The sequence below is a fragment of the Tissierella creatinophila DSM 6911 genome (assembly GCF_001940565.1).
GTDB lineage: Bacteria > Bacillota > Clostridia > Tissierellales > Tissierellaceae > Tissierella_A > Tissierella_A creatinophila.
The window spans coordinates 69,547-89,680 of record NZ_LTDM01000032.1 but is presented as its reverse complement, the minus strand read 5'-3'; the positions used below and the strand labels follow the sequence as shown (position 1 = coordinate 89,680).

At 30.1% G+C, this 20,134-nt stretch carries 18 protein-coding genes, 1 pseudogene and 1 riboswitch; of the genes and pseudogenes, 15 read left to right on the top strand and 4 right to left on the bottom strand.

What is annotated here, in order from left to right:
• Nucleotides 1–21: 21 nt before the first annotated feature.
• Nucleotides 22–1,257, bottom strand: a complete 1,236-nt coding sequence (locus TICRE_RS08545; RefSeq protein ID WP_075727119.1) for an aminopeptidase — start codon at nt 1,255–1,257, stop codon at nt 22–24.
• A gap of 66 nt (nt 1,258–1,323) precedes the next feature.
• Nucleotides 1,324–1,944 carry a sporulation membrane protein YtaF gene (ytaF, locus tag TICRE_RS08540; RefSeq protein ID WP_075727117.1) on the bottom strand — a complete coding sequence of 207 codons (621 nt, stop codon included), beginning with the start codon at nt 1,942–1,944 and terminating at the stop codon, nt 1,324–1,326.
• 90 nt (nt 1,945–2,034) lie between these two features.
• On the opposite strand from ytaF, the gene TICRE_RS08535 reads away from it, so the two are divergent.
• The 9 genes and pseudogenes from TICRE_RS08535 (at nt 2,035) to wrbA (ending at nt 10,392) form a co-directional block, all read left to right on the top strand.
• The gene (locus TICRE_RS08535) at nt 2,035–2,544 is read left to right on the top strand and encodes a dihydrofolate reductase (RefSeq protein WP_075727116.1); all 510 of its coding nucleotides are present in this window, start codon (nt 2,035–2,037) and stop codon (nt 2,542–2,544) included.
• Nucleotides 2,545–2,651: 107 nt separating this feature from the next.
• On the top strand, nt 2,652–4,088 hold the full coding sequence (locus TICRE_RS08530) for a methyl-accepting chemotaxis protein (RefSeq protein WP_075727115.1): 1,437 nt from the start codon (nt 2,652–2,654) through the stop codon (nt 4,086–4,088).
• A 183-nt stretch (nt 4,089–4,271) separates the two neighbouring features.
• Nucleotides 4,272–4,967, top strand: coding sequence for an AzlC family ABC transporter permease (locus tag TICRE_RS08525; protein ID WP_075727114.1), 696 nt, complete (start codon nt 4,272–4,274; stop codon nt 4,965–4,967).
• Nucleotides 4,964–5,272 (top strand): AzlD domain-containing protein, encoded by a 309-nt coding sequence (locus TICRE_RS08520; protein WP_075727113.1) that lies wholly within the window; start codon nt 4,964–4,966, stop codon nt 5,270–5,272. Before TICRE_RS08525 ends, TICRE_RS08520 begins: the two co-directional genes overlap by 4 nt.
• Nucleotides 5,273–5,332: 60 nt before the next feature.
• Nucleotides 5,333–5,869 (top strand): DUF4358 domain-containing protein, encoded by a 537-nt coding sequence (locus tag TICRE_RS08515; RefSeq protein ID WP_075727112.1) that lies wholly within the window; start codon nt 5,333–5,335, stop codon nt 5,867–5,869.
• Nucleotides 5,870–6,073: 204 nt separating this feature from the next.
• Nucleotides 6,074–7,330: an MBOAT family O-acyltransferase gene (locus TICRE_RS08510; protein ID WP_198927537.1), complete on the top strand. Its 1,257-nt coding sequence runs from the start codon at nt 6,074–6,076 to the stop codon at nt 7,328–7,330.
• A gap of 9 nt (nt 7,331–7,339) precedes the next feature.
• Nucleotides 7,340–8,431 (top strand): annotated as a pseudogene (locus TICRE_RS13660) (DHHW family protein).
• A gap of 16 nt (nt 8,432–8,447) precedes the next feature.
• A complete protein-coding gene (locus TICRE_RS08495; protein ID WP_075727108.1) occupies nt 8,448–9,608 on the top strand; it encodes a hypothetical protein in 1,161 nt (386 codons plus the stop codon).
• 163 nt (nt 9,609–9,771) lie between these two features.
• Nucleotides 9,772–10,392 carry an NAD(P)H:quinone oxidoreductase gene (gene wrbA / locus TICRE_RS08490; RefSeq protein WP_075727107.1) on the top strand — a complete coding sequence of 207 codons (621 nt, stop codon included), beginning with the start codon at nt 9,772–9,774 and terminating at the stop codon, nt 10,390–10,392.
• 33 nt (nt 10,393–10,425) lie between these two features.
• Here wrbA and TICRE_RS08485 read toward each other — a convergent pair whose 3' ends face one another.
• Nucleotides 10,426–11,322 (bottom strand): DUF4349 domain-containing protein, encoded by an 897-nt coding sequence (locus tag TICRE_RS08485; protein ID WP_075727105.1) that lies wholly within the window; start codon nt 11,320–11,322, stop codon nt 10,426–10,428.
• 131 nt (nt 11,323–11,453) lie between these two features.
• Here TICRE_RS08485 and TICRE_RS08480 point away from each other — a divergent pair, with 131 nt between their 5' ends.
• The 6 genes from TICRE_RS08480 (at nt 11,454) to TICRE_RS08455 (ending at nt 19,126) form a co-directional block, all read left to right on the top strand.
• On the top strand, nt 11,454–11,996 hold the full coding sequence (locus TICRE_RS08480) for a TIGR01440 family protein (protein WP_075727091.1): 543 nt from the start codon (nt 11,454–11,456) through the stop codon (nt 11,994–11,996).
• Nucleotides 11,997–12,043: 47 nt separating this feature from the next.
• A riboswitch (cobalamin riboswitch) is annotated at nt 12,044–12,222 on the top strand.
• Nucleotides 12,223–12,395: 173 nt separating this feature from the next.
• Nucleotides 12,396–14,936 carry a DUF4430 domain-containing protein gene (locus TICRE_RS08475; protein ID WP_075727089.1) on the top strand — a complete coding sequence of 847 codons (2,541 nt, stop codon included), beginning with the start codon at nt 12,396–12,398 and terminating at the stop codon, nt 14,934–14,936.
• Nucleotides 14,937–15,020: 84 nt separating this feature from the next.
• On the top strand, nt 15,021–15,902 hold the full coding sequence (locus TICRE_RS08470) for a DUF4430 domain-containing protein (RefSeq protein ID WP_075727087.1): 882 nt from the start codon (nt 15,021–15,023) through the stop codon (nt 15,900–15,902).
• A 1-nt stretch (nt 15,903) separates the two neighbouring features.
• Nucleotides 15,904–16,788, top strand: coding sequence for an energy-coupling factor transporter transmembrane component T (locus TICRE_RS08465; RefSeq protein ID WP_075727085.1), 885 nt, complete (start codon nt 15,904–15,906; stop codon nt 16,786–16,788).
• Nucleotides 16,761–18,437, top strand: a complete 1,677-nt coding sequence (locus TICRE_RS08460; protein WP_075727083.1) for an ABC transporter ATP-binding protein — start codon at nt 16,761–16,763, stop codon at nt 18,435–18,437. Before TICRE_RS08465 ends, TICRE_RS08460 begins: the two co-directional genes overlap by 28 nt.
• On the top strand, nt 18,404–19,126 hold the full coding sequence (locus tag TICRE_RS08455; RefSeq protein ID WP_075727081.1) for an ECF transporter S component: 723 nt from the start codon (nt 18,404–18,406) through the stop codon (nt 19,124–19,126). Before TICRE_RS08460 ends, TICRE_RS08455 begins: the two co-directional genes overlap by 34 nt.
• 20 nt (nt 19,127–19,146) lie before the next feature.
• On the opposite strand, the gene srtB is transcribed toward TICRE_RS08455, so the two are convergent.
• Nucleotides 19,147–19,842, bottom strand: coding sequence for a class B sortase (gene srtB, locus TICRE_RS08450; protein WP_075727079.1), 696 nt, complete (start codon nt 19,840–19,842; stop codon nt 19,147–19,149).
• Nucleotides 19,843–20,134: the final 292 nt, after the last annotated feature.

Here is a 20,134-nt window from a genome sequence, read left to right as displayed (position 1 = left end):
TTAATCTCTTTTTTTAAAAAGTTAAAATGCCCAATTACCATCTTTAAATATCTGTAGAGTTTTACCATCTAAAGTTGTGGCGACTATAGAAGTAGTACTATCTCCCACCATAAAGTCAACATGAGTTAAACTATTATTTACATGGTGAGCTTCTAGCTCTTCATCAGTCATATCTTCTCCACCTTTTATATTGGTAGGATAAGCCTTACCAAATGCAAAGTGACAAGAAGCATTTTCATCAAATAATGTATTCATAAAGATAATATTTGAATTGGATATAGGAGAATCAAATGGAACAAGTGCCACTTCTCCAAGGTGTTTTGCTCCTTCATCTATAGCAAATAAATCTTTTAAAACTTCTTCTCCAACACTGGCACTAAAGTCTACTACTTTTCCTTTTTCAAAATATAGTTTAAACTCATCTATAAGGTTTCCACCATAATTAAGAGGTTTGGTGCTATAGATAACCCCATCTACACCATATTTATCAGGCATAGTATAAACTTCTTCAGTTGGCATATTTGGAGCAAATGGTACTCCACTAGAGGTGATAGATCCGCCCCCTGCCCAGATATGGTCAATTGGAAGTTCTACTTTTAAATCAGTTCCATTTTTTGAAGTGTAGTGAAGACTTTTAATTTTTTTATTATTTAAGAAATCTACCTTCTCCTTTAAATTTCCCATATGATCTTCCCAAGCCTTTATAGGGTCTTCTTGATCTATACGAGTAGCTTTAAATATAGCATCCCAAAGTGATTTTAAAGCTTTTTCTTCCTCTAGTTTAGGAAACACTTTTTTTGCCCAAGAGCGAGTTGCAATAGATATAACAAGCCATGGGTTTATATCATTCATAGTATATTTTCTATACTCTTTTAAGGCAATAGATGCAGACTTATTAGCAGCGGCTACCTTTTTTGGGTCCATTTCTTTTAAAAGTTCAGGATCATCACTAGATATAGAAATAAATCCAGCACCACGTTTTGCAAAATCTTCCAAGCTATCTGCTTTCCACTTAGGATAGTTTTCAAAGACTTCCATAGGAGAGTTTTTATACTTTAGTTTTGTAAGTACTTCATCACTCCAATTTACATAGACTTCACTTGCACCTAATTCGTATGCATTTTTAGAGAGCAATCTTACAAACTCCAATCCCTCAATAGGTGCATTTATAACTAAAGGCTGACCTTCTTTGATGTTTATTCCTACCTTTACACAAAGCTTTGCATATTTTTCTAATAGTTTATCTAAATTTTTCAATATACCACTCCTTCTTTTGTTATTATACTTATAGTTTACAAAATTTCACATAAAATGTAAATGAATTTAAAATAGTCTTAAAACAGCTAAGATAATAAGAAGTATTCCAGATATCCAAGATAGATTAAATCTTATCCCATTTGAAAGCTTTTCACCTATTTTAAGTCCACTAAATATAGATAAAAACCCAGCTATAAAAGAAAATGTCATAACACTGAAATAATCCATATTGGAAAGACCACTTCCAAAGCCTATAGTAAGAGAATCTAGCGATAGAGCTATAGCAAGATAGATCGCTTCCCTAGCATCTAGAATCTTAGAACGGTCTTTATCAGCTTTTGTTTCATCTATATAGATATTTACAATAAAACGTATCCCAGCAAATCTTATCTCTAGCTTACCCTCTTGAGATTTTTTAGATTCCAAATAAAACTTAATTAATCCTTCAAATAGGTAGTACATTCCTAGAAAAGAGAGTATAATAAAACTAATTATACTAGTTGCACCTACTGGAAGAAACCTTTGGGCTTCTTTACCTAAAAGAATAGATAGTCCTAAAAGAAACGAACAAATCATATTTATAATCAAGATAGATATAAAGGGAATCCTTATTTTTTTTACACCATAATGAATACTAGCCACAAAAGCATCTAAACTTACAGCCAGTACAAGCAAGATAATTTCCATATAATCACCCCTTTAACATTTATAATTATAATATTCAAAGAGTTTAAAAGTGTTTATAGGGAAACTAACAATTTAAAAGGAGAGGACAAGATGATTTTAATGCTTACTGCAGATAAAAATTGGAATATAGGTTTAAAAGGGAAAATGCTAGTAGACTTAGAAGAAGATCTAAAAAGATTTAAAGAAAAGACTACAGGAAATATTATCATAATGGGAAGAAAAACTTTAATGGCAATTCCTGGAGAAAAGGCATTACCAAATAGGGTCAATATAGTTATGACACGCGATAAAGAGTTTAAAAAAGATGGTATAGTAACAGTAAACTCAGTAGATCATCTATTTAAAACACTAGATAAGATAAATAGTGATGGAACTAAAAAGGTGTTTGTAACTGGAGGGGCTAGTATAGTAAGAGAGCTATTAAAATATTGTGACAAGGCATATATTACCAAGATATTAAAAGAATTTCCCCAGCATGATACATCTATCCCAAATTTAGATGAAAGTAGCGACTGGGAAATTGTAAAAGAAGGAAATATAATACATCAAGAAGACATAAAATATAAATATATAGACTATAAGAGAAAAGCTTCTATTTAAAATTAAAAGAAGCTCTTTTAAAAATAGATACATTTTAGTAAAATGTGGTAAATATAAAAACTATGGGGTATAGATGAGATAGAAAATTAAAAGGAGGATTGAATAAATTGTTAAAAGAAATTAGTAGAGAAAAAGAGAAATCTTTTAAAAGAAGTATTTTCAATAGAAACAAAACAGACAATGACTACACTAAATCAATATTAGGTGAAAGGCAAAAACTCGACAAAAGAGAAAGTCAAATGGCTCATTATTCTAAAGAAATATTGAATATAACAAAATCATTAAGTGAATTTGATGTAGGTATGAACCATATTTCAAAAGAATTATTAGACTTTTCTAAAGATATATCTCTTTTAAGCCAGTCAAATGTTGCTATAGTAGAAGAAACTACAGCTAGCATGAGTGAGGTAGGTGAAGCGGTAATAAATACTACAAATACTCTAGAGAACTTATCCAATAAATCACATTTGCTATCAGATAAAAATGATGAGAGTATAGTTATATTAAAGGAAATGGAAAGCTTAAAAGAAGAGGTAAAAAAAGACACGGAGGACTTAAGTTCAAAATTTAAAGACCTTATAAAAGTTTCTTTTGAAGTATCTAAGATAGTTGAAGGAGTAAAGAAAATTGCAGAACAGACAAATCTCTTAGCACTTAATGCTGCTATAGAGGCAGCTAGAGCTGGTGAACATGGTAAAGGATTTTCAGTGGTTGCATCGGAGATAAGAAAACTTGCAGACAATACAAAAGAAAACCTAATGGGAATGGATACATTTATAGATAGTATAGGTCTTGCTACAAAAGAAGGAGATATAAGTTTAAAGAACACTCTAAATTCTACAGAAGAGATAAGTTCAAAAATAGATTTAGTAAGTGAAACAGTATATGGAAATTTAAGTTTATTAAAAGAAGTTATGAAAGATATCGATATTATAAATGAAGATATGGAAAACGTAAGGGTATCTACACAAGAGATAACTCATGCCATGAACGAGTCAAGTCACGATGCTGAAAAACTAAGTTTTATGGCTGAAGGTATAGAAAGACAGGCACTTGAAAGTGTTCAATTTTCAAAGACAATATCCAATATAGATGATGAACTCTCTAATGTAGTTATAGATCTATTTAAAGACTTAAAGGGAAGTAAAAATGCTATAAGTAACAATGAACTCACAGAGATAATACAAAAAGCTATAATATCTCATATAAAGTGGGTGGAAAGACTTCAAGAAATGTTAGATACTATGACCTTAAAGCCACTTCAAACCGATTCAAATAGATGTGAATTTGGTCATTTTTATAAAGCTATAGATATGGACAATAGTTATATAAAAGATGCATGGATAAAGATAGATAGCATTCATAATAGAGTTCATAGTCTTGGAGATATATTTTTAGAAAATATAAAAAATGGTGACAGACAAGCTGCCACAAACATTTATAATGATGCTAAAGTAGCCTCTAAAGAGATGATAGAAAGTTTAAATGAAATCCAAGAGATAATAAAAGATTGTACAAATAAGAACATAGAAATACTTAGATAAAACCTAAAAAATGACAATTAAGATTGGCCCCTTTAATGTCATTTAAAAAAGCACAAAAGAATTCTCCCCCAAGCAACTAGAAAGGGGGCTTTTTTATTGCCTAATTTTAAGAAGTTTTTAAGAAAAAATTCCCCAAATATAGTATAATATAGAATATAAACGTAAAAAGAGGAGGAGGTATTTATAAACACTAAAGCCGAAATAAAAAGAGGGTTTACGACTTCAATACCAATAATATTAGGCTACATCCCTGTTGCAATGTCTTGTGGACTCCTATCGAAGAGTTCAGGGATTTCGATTATCGATACTGTTTCGATGAGTTTTTTTGTCTTTGCAGGGGCAAGTCAGTTTATGGCTATTGATATGATAGTTCAAGGACTTTCTTATAGCAGTATAATCTTAGCGACATTTCTATTAAACTTGAGGCATCTTATGATGAGTGCTTCTTTGAGCTTGGACTTCAAAGATATAGAGAGAAAATACATACCACTTGTAGCCTTTGGAGTTACAGATGAGAGTTTTTCACTTATAAGTTTTCATAAGAAAAATCTATCACTTCCATTTATACTAAGCTTATTTTTTTCAGCTCATGCAGCTTGGTGGGTAGGCAATATCATAGGCTATCTAGTTGGTGAAGTACTTCCAAAATCCTTACAATCCAGCATGAGTATTGGGTTTTATGCTATGTTTGCAGGTCTTCTATTTAGTCAAGTAAAAGAAAATAGAAAAGTTTTAACTTTAAGTTTAATCTCAATGGCAATTTATATTTTTATATATGGACTTAAAATAATGGGTTCAGGATGGGATATAATTCTTGGAATTATAATATCTTCTGCTATTGGAAGTTTTATATTTGGAAATAGAGGTGAAGAGAGATGAAGTATTTACCACTTATACTTGGGATGGCTCTTGTAACATATATCCCTAGACTTATGCCACTTATGATAATTAAAAAGGGTGAATTAAATGAAAGATTTAGACTCTTTTTAGTATATATTCCATATACATCTCTTAGCATACTAATGATTAGAGGAGTGTTAACTGCAACAAGTGATATGAAAATCCCTACCATAATAGGAGTCATAGCGGCAAGTGCTATAGCTTATATTCAAAAAAATATTATCTTTTCTGTATTAGGAGGTATAGCTGCTGCATTTATAACTATTAACTTTCTAAACTTTTAAGAGTAATGGACAAGGTACCTGTCCCCTTGTCCACTTAATAAATTTTAAGGAGAGATTATAATGAAAAGAAAGATCAGCATTTTATTAGTATCTGTGATGGCTATTTCTTTTTTAATAGCTTGTACACCAAAAAATAATGAAGTGGGAAACAAAGATGTAGATATAAAGGCAATACATGCTAAAGTAAAAGAAGAACTTGGAGAGGATTATTTACCTGATACGAGTCTTAGTTTAGAAGAATTATCAGACCTTACAAAGGTTGATAAAGAAAATGTAGAAGAGTTTATAGCAGAAGTTCCTATGATGAATGTTCATGTAGATACATTTATAGCTATAAAAACTAAAGATGGAAAAGGTGAAGAAGTAGAAAAAACTCTTGAAGAATATAGACAATACCTAAATGAAGAATCTATGCAATATCCTATGAATATTGCAAAAGTAAAATCTGCAAAAGTTGTAAGACATGGAGACTATGTGTTTTTTATAATGATAGGAAAGATGAATGAGATAGAAGATCAAGAAAGTGCTGAAGCTCTAGAGTTCTCTGAAGCTGAAGTTAAAAGAGTAGAAAACATTATAAACGAATTTTTTAAATAAGAATAATTAGCTTGGGACACTCCCAAGCTAATTATTCTTTATGGGGGTAGAAGCATGGTTTTTAGCAGTATATTATTTTTGTTTTATTTTTTGCCAATTAGCTTAATCTTATATTTTTTAATCCCTAAAAGGTTTAGAAATCTAGCTCTTTTTATCCTTAGTCTTGTCTTCTATGGATGGGGAGAGCCGAGATATATAGTTTTAATGATTTTTTCTACAGTAGTAGATTATAGTGCAGGAATAGTTATAGACTACTACGATAAAAAGATATATGAACCTGGTAGAAAGTTAGGTCTTCTCTTTTCTGTCTTTATAAATTTAGGGCTTTTGTCATTCTTTAAATATGGAGATTTTTTTATACAAAACTTAAATAGTGGATTAAATTTAAATTTGCCACTACTTAATGTAGCACTCCCAATAGGAATATCATTTTACACTTTCCAAGCTATGAGTTACACTATAGATGTATATAGAAAAGAAGTTCCGGTACAAAAGAATATAATATCTTTTGGTACATATGTAACGCTCTTTCCTCAGTTAATAGCAGGACCTATAGTAAGGTATAAGACAGTGGCTTTTGAAATAGACAATAGACGAGAAAGTTTTGAGGGGATAAGTGAAGGTATAAAGCGATTTATAATAGGACTATCTAAAAAGGTACTCTTAGCAAACAATATAAGACTTCTCTGGGAAAGTGTAAAGATGATGGAGATAAGTTCAATTCCAACTTTTACAGCCATTCTTGGCATAGTAGCATTTTCATTTCAAATCTACTTTGACTTTTCAGGCTACTCCGATATGGCAATAGGACTTGGAAAGATATTTGGATTTAACTTTTTAGAAAACTTTAACTATCCTTATATGTCAAAATCTATTACAGAATTTTGGAGAAGATGGCATATCTCTCTTGGGACTTGGTTTAAAGAATATGTATATATACCTATGGGTGGCAATAGAGTAAACAGGATAAAGACTTTAAGAAATATATTAATAGTTTGGATGCTAACTGGTATATGGCATGGGGCTAGCTGGAACTTCCTATTTTGGGGACTTTACTTTGGAGTAATAATTATATTTGAAAAACTATTTTTATTAAGGATATTAGAAAAACTTCCAACTATACTTAGAAGGGTATATACACTGTTTTTAGTTGTTATATCTTGGGTTATTTTTTCTTTTGAAGATATGAGTTTAATGGTAGAATATTTAAAGAGACTATTTGGAATTGGTGGAAATTTATTTGATGATACTACGATATATCTTTTCTATACAAATATATTTTTAATCATAATCCTTTCTATAGCTTCAACTGATATTTTTAAAAATCTATATAATAATATTAAACTTAAATGGGATAAAGTTTATATTTTAGAAGATATTGCCTTAACCACTCTTCTAATTATGTCAATAGCCTATCTTGTAGATATGACTTATAATCCGTTTTTATACTTTAGATTTTAGGAGGGAGATATGAAAGAAAAATTTAGGGTTTTTTTATTTGGAGTACTACTATTTGGTTTAAGCGTTTTTAATATATTATCTCCTAATAAGACATTTTCTGATAGAGAGAATAGATTTTTAGAAAAGTTTCCTGAACTAAATTTAGAAAGTATAACAAATGGAAAGTTTAATGAAAAATTTCAAAAGTATTCATCAGATCAGTTTATATTTAGAGATGATTGGATAAGCCTTAAAACTAGGATAGATTTAATTGGATTTAAAAAAGATAATGGAAGAGTCTATTTTGGAAAAGATGATTATCTATTTGCAGTAGAAGAACCTGTAGATAGAAAAAGATTTCTAAAAAATATGGAAAAGATAAACAAGTTAAAAAGAGAAGTAAGCTTTCCTTTAGATATAATGCTAGTTCCTACAAAAGCTACTGTATTAGAAGATAAGCTTCCACCTAAAGCACCTATATTGGATGAAGAACTTATTTTGGAACAAATAAATTCAAAATTGGATAAAGAGATAAACCTTATTTCACCTATAGATCTACTTAGACTTAAAAATAAAGAAAGCATATACTATAAAACCGATCATCACTATACAAGTCTTGGAGCATTTTATACATATAGTGAATATATGGAAAGTATATGAATTATCCCTTACCCTATAGACTATTTTAAGAGGGAAATGGTTACAGATGGCTTTTTAGGAAGTCTATTTAGAAAATCAAATTATTATGGCGGCGAAAGCGAAAAAATAGAAAAATTTATTCCTAAAGTAGATGTAAGTTTGAATATAATTAAAAATGAGAGAGAAGAGTTAGAAAGTCTATATGATGAGAGTTTTTTAGAAAAAGGTGATAAATATTCTTTCTTTTTAGGAGGAGATCATCCAGTACTAGATATAAAAACATCCATAGAAGGGAAAGGTACACTACTCTTAGTTAAGGATAGCTTCGCAAATAGCCTAGTGCCATTTTTAACGCTACATTTTGATAGGATAATAGTAATAGATGGAAGACACTTTAATATCCCATTAAAAGACTATATAAAAGATAAAGAGATAGATAGGGTACTATTCTTATATAATATAAGGACATTCTATGATGGTTAAGAAAGGGGAAAGTTAAATGAAAAAAAGTAGCAAAAAAAATGAATACTTAGGATATGGTTTATTTGTACTTATATGTGGGGGAATAGGGGCATTATTTGGTTTTCTTTCAGATAGTATCTTAAAAGACTTCTTTGAAGCATATGTAGATAATGATAAAATATATAGAGAAATGTTTAATATATACTTTATTCTTTTGATAATAGTACTTGGTTACTTAGTTCATATAATCATCCATGAAGCAGGGCATTTAGTATTTGGACTTCTTACAGGCTATAAATTTGTATCCTTTAGAATTGGCTCTTTTACACTTATAAGAGAAGATGGAATGTTTAAATGGAAGAGATTTAACATACCAGGGACAGCTGGACAATGTCTTATGATGCCTCCGGAAAAGAAAGATGGAAAGTTTCCATTTGTAATCTATAATCTTGGAGGAGTATTTATGAATTCAATCTTTGTAGCCATAGGAATCATAATTGCAATGGCTATAAAAGAATTAAATCTTATAAATTTAATCTTTATATTAACTAATATTGCGGGAATAATAGTGGTAGTTACAAATGGTATTCCAATGAAAATTGGAGGAGTTGCAAATGATGGACACAATGTGATATCTATGATAAAAGATAGACATGCAAGAGATTCTTTTCATCTTCAGCTTAAAGTAAATGGACTTTTAACCGAAGGAATGAGAATGAAAGATATGGCATATGAGGAACTTAAACTTCCAGAAGGGTTAGATTATAGAAGACCTATAAACTTTTCTAGAATTTTCTTGGTTTATAATTATCACTTAGATAAGATGGATTTTGAAAAGGCAAGAGAAGTATTGGAATTTGGGAGCAAGTATGTAGATGATACTATTTTAGTATATAAAATGGAATTTGCAGCTGAAAAGCTATTCTTGGAGATTATTGGAGAATGTGATGAGAGAAAAATAGACACTATATACAGTAAAAACCTTAAAAAATATATAAAAGCTTCAAAGTTTATGATATCTAAAAAGCGAGTTATGATGGCTTATGAAGGTCTATATAAAGAAAAAAGAGAAAGTGCTCTAGTATACCTCCAAGAGCTAAAAAAGCTATCTAAAATGTACCCTATAAAAGGGGAGGCCAAGATGGAAATTATGTTGGCAAATTTTATAGAAAAAGAATTGGAAGCTAAAAATATATAAAAGATAATTTAGTATCGTTAAATTAAAAAAATAATAACCTTAATACTTGAAATTGTTTAAAACAATCCTTATCTATTTATTAGTATAAATGAATAAGGATTGTTTTTTGGGGTATGTTAAAGATGAGTATAAACTTTTCTTATATATTTAAAGGAGTGATTTTGTGAATAATGTAAAACTTACGATAGTCTACTATAGTATGACGGGTAAAAATTTTCAACTTGCAAATTGGGCTAAAGAAGCGGCTGAAGATTCAGGTGCTGAAGTAAGGTTAGTTAAAGTAAAAGAACTTGCACCAGAAGAGGCGATAGAAACCAACCCTGTATGGAAAGCACAAGTAGAAAGAGAAAAGGATATAAAAGAAGCTACTTCAGAAGATCTTACTTGGGCAGATGCAATTATATTCTCATCACCTACTCGTTTTGGAAATGTAGCCTCACAGATAAAACAATTTATGGATATGCAAGGGGGCATTTGGGCTGAAGGAAAGCTTGTAGACAAGGTGGTATCAGCTATGAGTTCAGCGCAAAACCCTCATGGAGGACAAGAAGAGACTATAAGAGCTATTTATACTACCATGATGCACTGGGGAGCTATAATAGTACCCCCAGGCTACACGGATGATAGTATATATAAAGCTGGTGGAAACCCTTATGGAACATCTGTAACGGTTGGAAAAGATGGCATGATAGAAGATGTAGAAACAGCCGTAAAACATCAAGCAAATAGGACAGTAGAAGTGGCTAAATGGATTAAGCGTGGAAAAGAGAATGATATAAAATAAACATATTAAATATTTTAAAAAACAAATCCTATTTTAATAGGATTTGTTTTTTCTTCTTTTGATGAATATTATAGCTAAAACAGCAAGAGTAACTATTACTATAAGATAAGGAAGTGCAAAGACTAACCATATAATAAAGTTTTCTATAGCCACTTTAAATGCAAATAATGAATCTTTAAATGCTGCTTTAAGGCGAGTAAAAAGTGAAGAGTCTGCTTTATCCGTATTTGAAAAATTTCTGACTTCTACAAGACTTAAACTTAAAGTAGTATATTCTATTTTTTCATCTATCTCCTTTATACTCTTTTGTAGCATTTCTTTTTCGTATATAGTATTAGTAAGTTCAGACTCTATAGCTATTATATCTTCTATCTTTACTGCCTTTTCTAAAAGTTCTAGAAGTCTTTTTTCTTTTGAAGTTACAAGTTGTAAGCGGGACTTAGTATCTTGATAAAATTTTGTTACATCTTCTTTAGAGTTGCTTTCATTAGTTATATTTCCAATTTTTTTAAGGGAGAGTTTAAATTCTTCTATATTTTCCTTGGGAACTCTTATTGAAAAGTCTCCATATCTATAGTTTTTAGAGTATTCAAATCCTCTATATCCTATATTGGAGTTTTCTATAAAAGATTTTTGCTCTTTTATTAAAGCATCTAGCTCATCCCTTGTTTTTTCAAAGTTGAGTGTTTCAAGAGTTAAAAAATAAGTTGAGATTACTTTTTCTCCTTCTACTATTCCAGAGCCTTCTTTAGCGACATCGCTTGCCATCTCCTTATCGGCAACTTCTCTATCAGTAACCTCTTCAAAACTACCTGAATCCGTAGCAGAAGGTCCTGTTGAATGATTCTCTTGATAACTACAAGCTGAAAGTAAAGATATGATGATTATCAAGCCAAAAACTTTTAAAAGATTAAATTTAGACTTTTTCATAATTATCAACTCCTTTACCTTTATTATACAATATAGAAAGAGAAATAGGATACAATATAATTACAAAATTACAATAATTTAGGATATATATGGTACAATATAGCTATAAAAGAAAAAAGGAGTGAATACCTTTGGATTTAAAACAAATTGAAAAAGATACTAGACAAATTACAATGGAACTATTAAATGCTGCAAACTTAGATGCTAAAGATGCGGTGGTTATAGGTGGAAGTACTAGTGAGATAATGGGCGAACATCTAGGTTCCCATACAAATATTGAAGTAGCAGAGATAGTAATTAAGACTATAGTGGCTATTTTACAGGAAAATGATATCTATCCAGTAATTCAATCTTGCGAGCATATAAATAGGGCTCTTGTTGTAGAAAGAGAATACGCTAAAATGCATAATTTAGAACCAGTAAATGTAGTTCCCGTACTAAGTGCTGGAGGAGGATTTGCTACCGTTGCCATGGATATACTAAAGGATCCAGTAGTAGTTGAAAAAGTAGGAGTACAGGCAGGTATAGATATAGGTGATGTATTTATAGGAATGCATCTAAAAAATATAGGTGTAGTAGTAAGAAGCGACATCAAAGAAATCGGAAAAGCTCACCTAAGTATGATAAGAACAAGATTAAAATTAATTGGTGGAGATAGGTCTAAACATTTTTAAAATATACTATTAATCTTGTAAAATCTATGTTAATATACACTTAAACAATTAAATAAGATATCTAAGGTGTTCATTTAAATTATGAATTAAAAGGGAAAAGGGTGAGAAACCCTTGCAGCCCCCGCTACTGTGAGTAGTTATGTCTATATAAAACCACTGGGAAACTGGGAAGGAGTATAGAATATAAGCTATAAGCCAGGAAACCTGCCTTATATATTAACACTATTTTCTTCGGAGGGAAGAATTAGTTCTTTAGGTATAAATATATTAGATTAACACATGGTATTAATCTATTTTTATGATTTAAAAGAGCTTATTTCCTAACGGAAATAAGCTCTTTTAAGTTTCTTTATTAAAATATCTTATTTAATACCAAATTTAAAATTTAGGAGGAGAAAAATGAATTTATCAAACAACAAAATAAAAAGAAGTCTATCATTTATAATCGTTTTTGCTTTAATTTTTTCGTTTATAGCACCTATGACAGGCTTAAAAGTAGAAGCTGCTAATGAAGTTGATTATCAAGTAAAGGTTAGAGTAGAAGGCAAAGACTCTACATTTGTAAAGCCTATAACTGTAAATATCAATAGCTTGGATCTAAGTCAATACCCTGGAATTGAAAAACCAGCTAGTGATTATGACTCACTTAGAGCTATTCATGGGATAGTAAAGGCACTTGAAAAATCAGGAATTGATCCAAAAGATAAGAGTAAATTTAATATAACTTCTAATGGGAACTATATCACCATGATAAATGGACTAGCAGCAGGAGAAATGAGTGGGTGGATGTATCGCGTAGACAATAAAAATGCCGATGCAGGAGCTGGAGATTATAAGATAAAAAATGGTCAAGAAGTTGTAGTCTTTTATGTAGAAGATTTTATGGACAACATATATTCTTGGTTTGATAAAGAATCAATAATTACAGATGAAAATAAAAATTTTGAATTAGTATTAAATGGGCATGCTGGCTTTGATGAAAGTACTCCTAATAAAGTAGTAGAAGGTGCTACAATATTAGTTGATGGTAAAGAATATAAAAAAGATGGACAAGTTTTAAAAACAGATTCCAACGGTAGAGTTTCTTTAAGTCTTAAAGAAACAGGAACATATCATATAAGTGCAAGCAAGAAAAATGCTAAGGGACAAAATATAATAAGTAGACCCTATACATCAGTAAAGGTTAACAAAGCAAGTGCAGTAGAGTCAAATAAGATTAAATCAATAGAAGGCGTAAAAGATATAGAAGTAGATTTAAAAACTACTAAAGAAAAAGTTTTATCTAGCCTTCCTAAAACTACTAATATAGTTGATAGTGGAGGTAAAAAACATATTGTTGATTTAAAATGGACTCTAGATAATTATTCTGGCGAAAAGATAGGACAATATAAGGCGGTAGCAAGTTTTATTCTTCCAGAGGGAGTAGTTCAAACAGAACCTAAAACAGAGTTATCCTTAACTACAAAAGTAGTAGTTAAGGCAAAAGAAGCCACTAATTCTACAAATGTAGATAAAGCAATAGAAAAGACTGTAAACTATTATAAGAATAATAACCCACTAGATCCAAATGGAGATTGGGAAGCTTATATTGGTCTTTGGGGTGTTGATAAAACAATAGACAAAGAATATCAATGGGAGTCTATTGACCCAGGTTTTGGGTCAAATATCTCAACAAATGAAACAATAACATACGCCTATAGCTTATTGGCTAAAGGAAAAGACCCTTCCAATATTTGGGGAGGTAGAAATCTTTTTAAAGAACTTTCTACTCAACAAAGAAAAGATGGAGTCTTTACCAATATAGGTAAACACATCTTTGCAATGCTCCTATTGGATACTGGTAGAGAAATGGGTGCTGATGTTGGAGATTGGAATGATATAAACAGACAAAGAGCCATAGATGGTTTATTGAAGATGCAAAATAAAGATGGTAGTTTTGGATCATTTAGCTATTTAGATCATACTGGTTGGTCACTAATAGCCCTCTCTGAATATAGAGATCAAGCAAATGTTCATAAAGCTATAGATAAGGCAATAGGATTTTTAAAAGAAAAACAAACTGATAATGGTTCCTTTGACTATAATGATGGATCGGAAAAAGGAGAAAACTCTAACTCTATCTCAGTTGTAATTCAAGGGCTTGTAGCTATTGGAGAAGATGTCTTAAATCCAAATGGACCTTGGGCTAAAAATGGAAACACACCAGTTGATGCTCTACTAAGATATCAAAGAGATGATGGTTCATTTTTATGGAAACCAAATACAAGTATTACAGGCCCAACTACAAAGCAAGCTATGGTAGCCCTAGCGGATATTAAAAACGGAAGATCTACTTGGCATAGATTAGGTAAAGAAGTTTTTCTCTCTTCAGTAGGTGAAAAAGATGTAAAAGCTTTAATTTCTGATATAAATAAACTTCCTAAAGAAGATAAGATTACCTTTGATGATAAAACAAGTATAATGAAAGCTTATAATAAATATTTACAATTACCAGAAAAGTATAGGTCAAAAGTAACAAATAGTTTAGTACTTTTAAAAGCAAAAGAAACTCTAGATAAGATTGAAAACAAAATAAATGCTATAAATGATGGCATTTGGGAGCTTCCTGGTAATGCATCAGATATCAGCTTAAAGCATAAAGAAAAAGTGTTGGATCTAATTAAACAGTACAACTCACTTTCTGATTCTGATAAAAAACATATAAAATACTACGATGAATTAAAAGCAGCTAAAGCTCAAATTGATAAGCTCTTAAAGGAAGAAGAAATAAAAGAAGAAGAAAAGGAAGAAAATGAAGGAACAAAAGCACCTATAAAAGATAGCAATAACTCAAATAACAGTCCTAAAACTGGAGATGAGGGAATAGTTGTATCGATAATATTATTTATAACATCTTTATTTATGATTATATTTCTATCTAAAAGAAAGAAGATAAGCTAAAAAACAAACAAACTGATATAATAATTAAAAGCCAATATATATTGGCTTTTAATTATCTAAATATCTAGGAAGGAGAAGATAAAAATGAAAAATAAAATTATAAGACTATCTATATTTTTGCTTATCACTATAGTTCTATTTACAGGATGTAAAATACAATCGGTAGAACAATATAATAATGAAAAATCACAAAAGGTAGAAGAAGTCATCCCATCAGTAAAAGGTGATGCACCAAAAGAGAAAGATGAAAATGAGAAACAAATAAAAGAAATTGATAAAGTTTTAGAAAACGATAAAAAAGATAAAGTGGAAAATAATGAAGTATTGGATAAAGATAATAAAGATGAAAACAAGGTAAATGATAAACAAGATACCAATGGTAAAAATGAGACGGATAAAAATAATGTTGATAAAAATAAAACTGAAACTGAAACTAAACCACAAACCAAACCACAAACTAAACCAGATAATAAGCCTATAGAAACACAAAAACCTGTTGTAACACCAAAACCGGTTCAAACTCCAAAACCAGTTCAAACTCCAAAACCTATACCTGCAAAAAAATATGTTACTATTCAAATAAGGGTAGATACTATATTAAAAAACTACGATAAATTAGATTCCAAATTACAAAGTGAAAGGTTTGTCCCTTCAAATGGAGCTGTACTAAATACTAGTAAATTTGAATTAAACGATGGTGAAACTGCATTTGATATACTTGTCAAAGCAACAAGACAAAATAGAATCCATCTAGATTACCAAGGGGGTAGTAGTGTTTATATTAAGGGAATAAACAATATCTATGAATTTAGCTGTGGGGAGCTAAGTGGTTGGATGTATAATGTAAATGGAAATTATGCTAAATATGCAGCCAATTTATATAAATTAAAAGATGGAGATCGGATAAGTTTTAATTATACCTGTAATCTAGGCAGAGATCTCGGTCAAAGTGGGATGAATAGATAAGATGAGAGCATTTGACTCATATCACCCTATAGTTATCTTTACCTATTTTTGTAGTACCATATTGTTTTCAATGTTCTTTATGCATCCGATTTTTTTAAGTATCTCATTAGCCTCTTCAATACTATATTTAGGGTTTTTAAAGGGATTTCATAATATGAAACGAACAATTTTAATTTCTATTCCCCTATTTCTAATTATAGCAATAAGCAATCCAATCTTTAGCCATAGAGGTGTAACTCCCTTATTTTATATTAATTATAATCCTATAACCCTAGAGTCCGTTATATATGGTCTATCTATGGCAGGGATGATTGTTACAGTTATATTTTGGTTTAGTTGCTACAATGAAGTTATGACAAGTGATAAATTTATCTCTCTATTTGGTAAAATATCACCAAGTATAGCGCTTATTATTTCTATGACAATAAATACTGTTCCTAGAATGAAAAGACAGATAGAACTAATCACAAACTCTCAAAAGACTTTAGGGATGTATGTTCATTCTGGAAGCATAATAAAAAGGGCTAAGAGTTCAATAAGAATATTATCTATATTAATTACATGGGCACTAGAAAATGCAATAGATACAGCTGATTCTATGAATGCAAGGGGATATGGATTAAGAGGGCGTACATCCCATTCTCTTTTTAAATTTAAAAGAAATGATTTTTTTCTTTTTTCCTTTATTATACTTCTATCTGCCTTATGTGTATATGGAGAAATGGCCAATTATATATCATTTAGTTATTATCCTTATATAAGTAAAATCAATCTATCATATTTTTCATTTATTTTATATTTTTCGTATCTTTTATTAATGACTCTACCCCTAGTAATAGAATTTAAGGAGACGATTAGATGGCGTTTATCGATATCAAAAATTTAAGCTTTACTTATCCAAATGAGGATAAAAAGGTTTTAGACAATATATCACTAAAGATAGATGAAGGTGAATTTATAGTAGTTTGTGGAAGTACGGGTTGTGGTAAAAGCACCCTTTTAAAGCAACTAAAAGTTGATCTTTCTCCCCATGGGGTAAAAACTGGAGATATATTTTATAAAAATACAAGTATTGACTCTCTAGATAAGAGAACTGCTGCTTCTGAGATAGGCTATGTTCTTCAAAACCCAGAAGCTCAAATAGTAACTGACAAAGTATGGCATGAACTCGCCTTTGGCTTAGAAAACCTAGGAGTACCATCTTCAGTTATAAGACTTAAAGTTGCAGAGATTGCTAGCTTCTTTGGGATTGAAGAATGGTTTAGACAAAAAACTGCGGATCTATCAGGTGGCCAAAAACAATTATTAAATTTGGCATCCATTATGGTTATGAATCCAAAGCTACTGATATTAGATGAACCAACTTCTCAACTAGATCCAATTGCAGCAGCTGATTTTATATCCACATTAGCAAAATTAAATAAAGAACTATCTCTTACAATACTTCTTGTAGAACATAGGCTAGAAGAAGTATTTACACATGCAGATAAAGTAGCAGTTTTAGATGAGGGTAAACTAATCGCTTTTGATAAGCCGAGAAATATAAGTAAATTTATAAAGAATCACCCAGTACTATATTCCATGCCTACGCCTGTTAGAGTTTACAATAAGTTTTCCACAGATGATGATTGCCCTTTAACTATTAGAGAAGGTAGAAGCTGGTTATTAAAGAATTTTCCAAACAAGAAGAATTTATCTATTAGTATCGAGTCAAAGACTTTAGAAGAAGATAATCCTGTATTAGAAATGAAAGATATTTACTTTAGATATGATAAAACTCTTCCAGATGTATTAACAGGAACATCACTTAAAGTATATAGAGGAGAGATTTTTTGCATACTAGGAGGCAATGGATCAGGTAAGACTACAGCTTTAACACTACTTTCTAGAATAAATAAACCTTATAGAGGTAAAGTGATTTTAAACGGTAAAAATATAGACAAGTATAAATCTAAAGAGCTATACCACAATAATATAGCTCTTCTTCCACAAGATCCTCAAACCACCTTTGTAACAGATAGTGTAGAAAAAGAATTTAAAGAAATCATAAAGACTATGAACTATAGTAAATTAGAAGCAGAGGTAAAAGTAGATAAGATAATCGATAGATTAAATATAAAAACGATTATAAAAAAGCATCCTTATGATCTAAGCGGGGGCGAGCAACAAAAAGTGGCACTAGCTAAGATACTTCTTTTAGAACCTGAGATAATACTCTTAGATGAGCCCACAAAGGGTATAGATGCATATTCAAAGATAGAACTTGCCAATATATTAAAGGAATTAAAAGATGAAGGAAAGACAATTTTAATGGTAAGCCATGATATAGAATTTGCGGCAGAGTATTCGGATAGATGTGCACTATTTTTTGATGGAGAAGTGGTTTCAGTAGGTGACCCATATTCCTTTTTTAATGGAAACAATTTTTATACAACTGCAGCAAATAAAATGTCACGAAATATATTTAAAAATGCCATTACAAGTGAGGATGTGATAGAGTTATGCAAGAAGATCCAAATAGAAAATACAAATTAAATAAAAAAAGATTTTTCTTTTCAGTTTTGATTTTAACCATTGTAATTCCAATAATTTTACTATTTGGAATAAAACTCTTCAATGATAGAAGATATAATCTTATTTCAATCATAATAGCTTTTTTATCTTGCATACCGTTTTTTATAAGATTTGAAAGTAAAAGACCTAAAGCTAGAGAAATAATGGTAATAGTTGTAATGGCATCAATATCTGTTACAAGTAGAATAATATTTGCCCCAATACCAGGATTTAAACCAGTAACTGCGCTCACTGCTATCACTGGAATAGCTTTTGGTCCTGAAGCTGGATTTTTAACTGGTGCTATATCGGCATTGGTTTCAAATATGTTTTTTGGACAAGGACCTTGGACACCCTTTCAGATGATAGCTTGGGGTCTTTTGGGATTCATAGCGGGGGTTTTATCAAAGTTTAATTTAATGAAAAATAAAGCCTTCTTAATCTTATATAGCATATTTGCTGGTATCTTTTATTCTCTTATAATGGACATCTGGCATGTGTTATCAATAGATGGTCTTTTTACATTAGAAAAATACAAGATAGCTATAGTTGCAGCTATACCCTTTACAATTATATATGCAGTCTCTAATATATTTTTCTTGATTTTATTAAATAAACCAATAGGTGAAAAGCTAGATAGAATCAAAATAAAATATGGTTTAATTGAGTAAATACTCAATTAAACCATATTTTATTTCTTTATAGCATATATAGCAGTTCTTGCATTATCAAATTCATAACTACAGGTTGACAAGGTTAAGAGTTTTTCATCTCCATCAAAAGGGATCTCTCTATAAAAAAGCGAATCTTTTTTTATTCTTTCTATATAATCTAAGAACTCATTAGAACTCTCAAAATCTATATCTATATACTCTGAATCACCCTTAGTTAAGAGTACGGAAACTATTTCATACTCAATTTTTTTACCATCTATAATGACAAAAATTTCTTTGTTTTTATCGAAGAAGTCTTTATCCTTATATTTAACTAGGTCTTTAAACATCGTTCCATCTTTCATATGATGACCATATATAACAAGGCTCTTATCCTCACCAACTAGGTTTCTATAATCCATAAAAATTGACCCATGAGGAGACTTTTTGCCCTTTATATCATGTGTTAAATAAAATGAATTATCTTTTCCCTGTACAACTGGATAATCAATATTTGTATTTGGAATTTCTATCCACGCAACAATATCTTTGTTTATCTCTTTTAAAGAATTTAAACCATCACTAGTTGTTGCTCTAGAAGTGTAAATGCTAGATATGTCTTTATATAAGTTTTTATTGTTTACGCTCTTATATCCATATGATACGATTCTATATGAAGATACTAGTAGAACTACTACTGATACTAATATAGCTAATCTTTTAATGATTTTCAATATATAACACCACCTATAATTTAACTATAAATCAATTATAACATTATTTTTAATATATGAGAACTTTCAATCCTTATTTATTAGGTTTTTATAAAAAATAAGCTAATAAAGTTTTAAAAATAAACTAAAGATAAATTTTAAATAATAATTATTAAAACTATTAGAAAAACTTGCCGATATGATATATATTGAAAGTTATAACTTTATATTTTATAAGCATACAGGGCAAATTTTATGGATATTATGGCTAAAACAATTGCATAAATTATCCAAATATACTATACTTTCAATT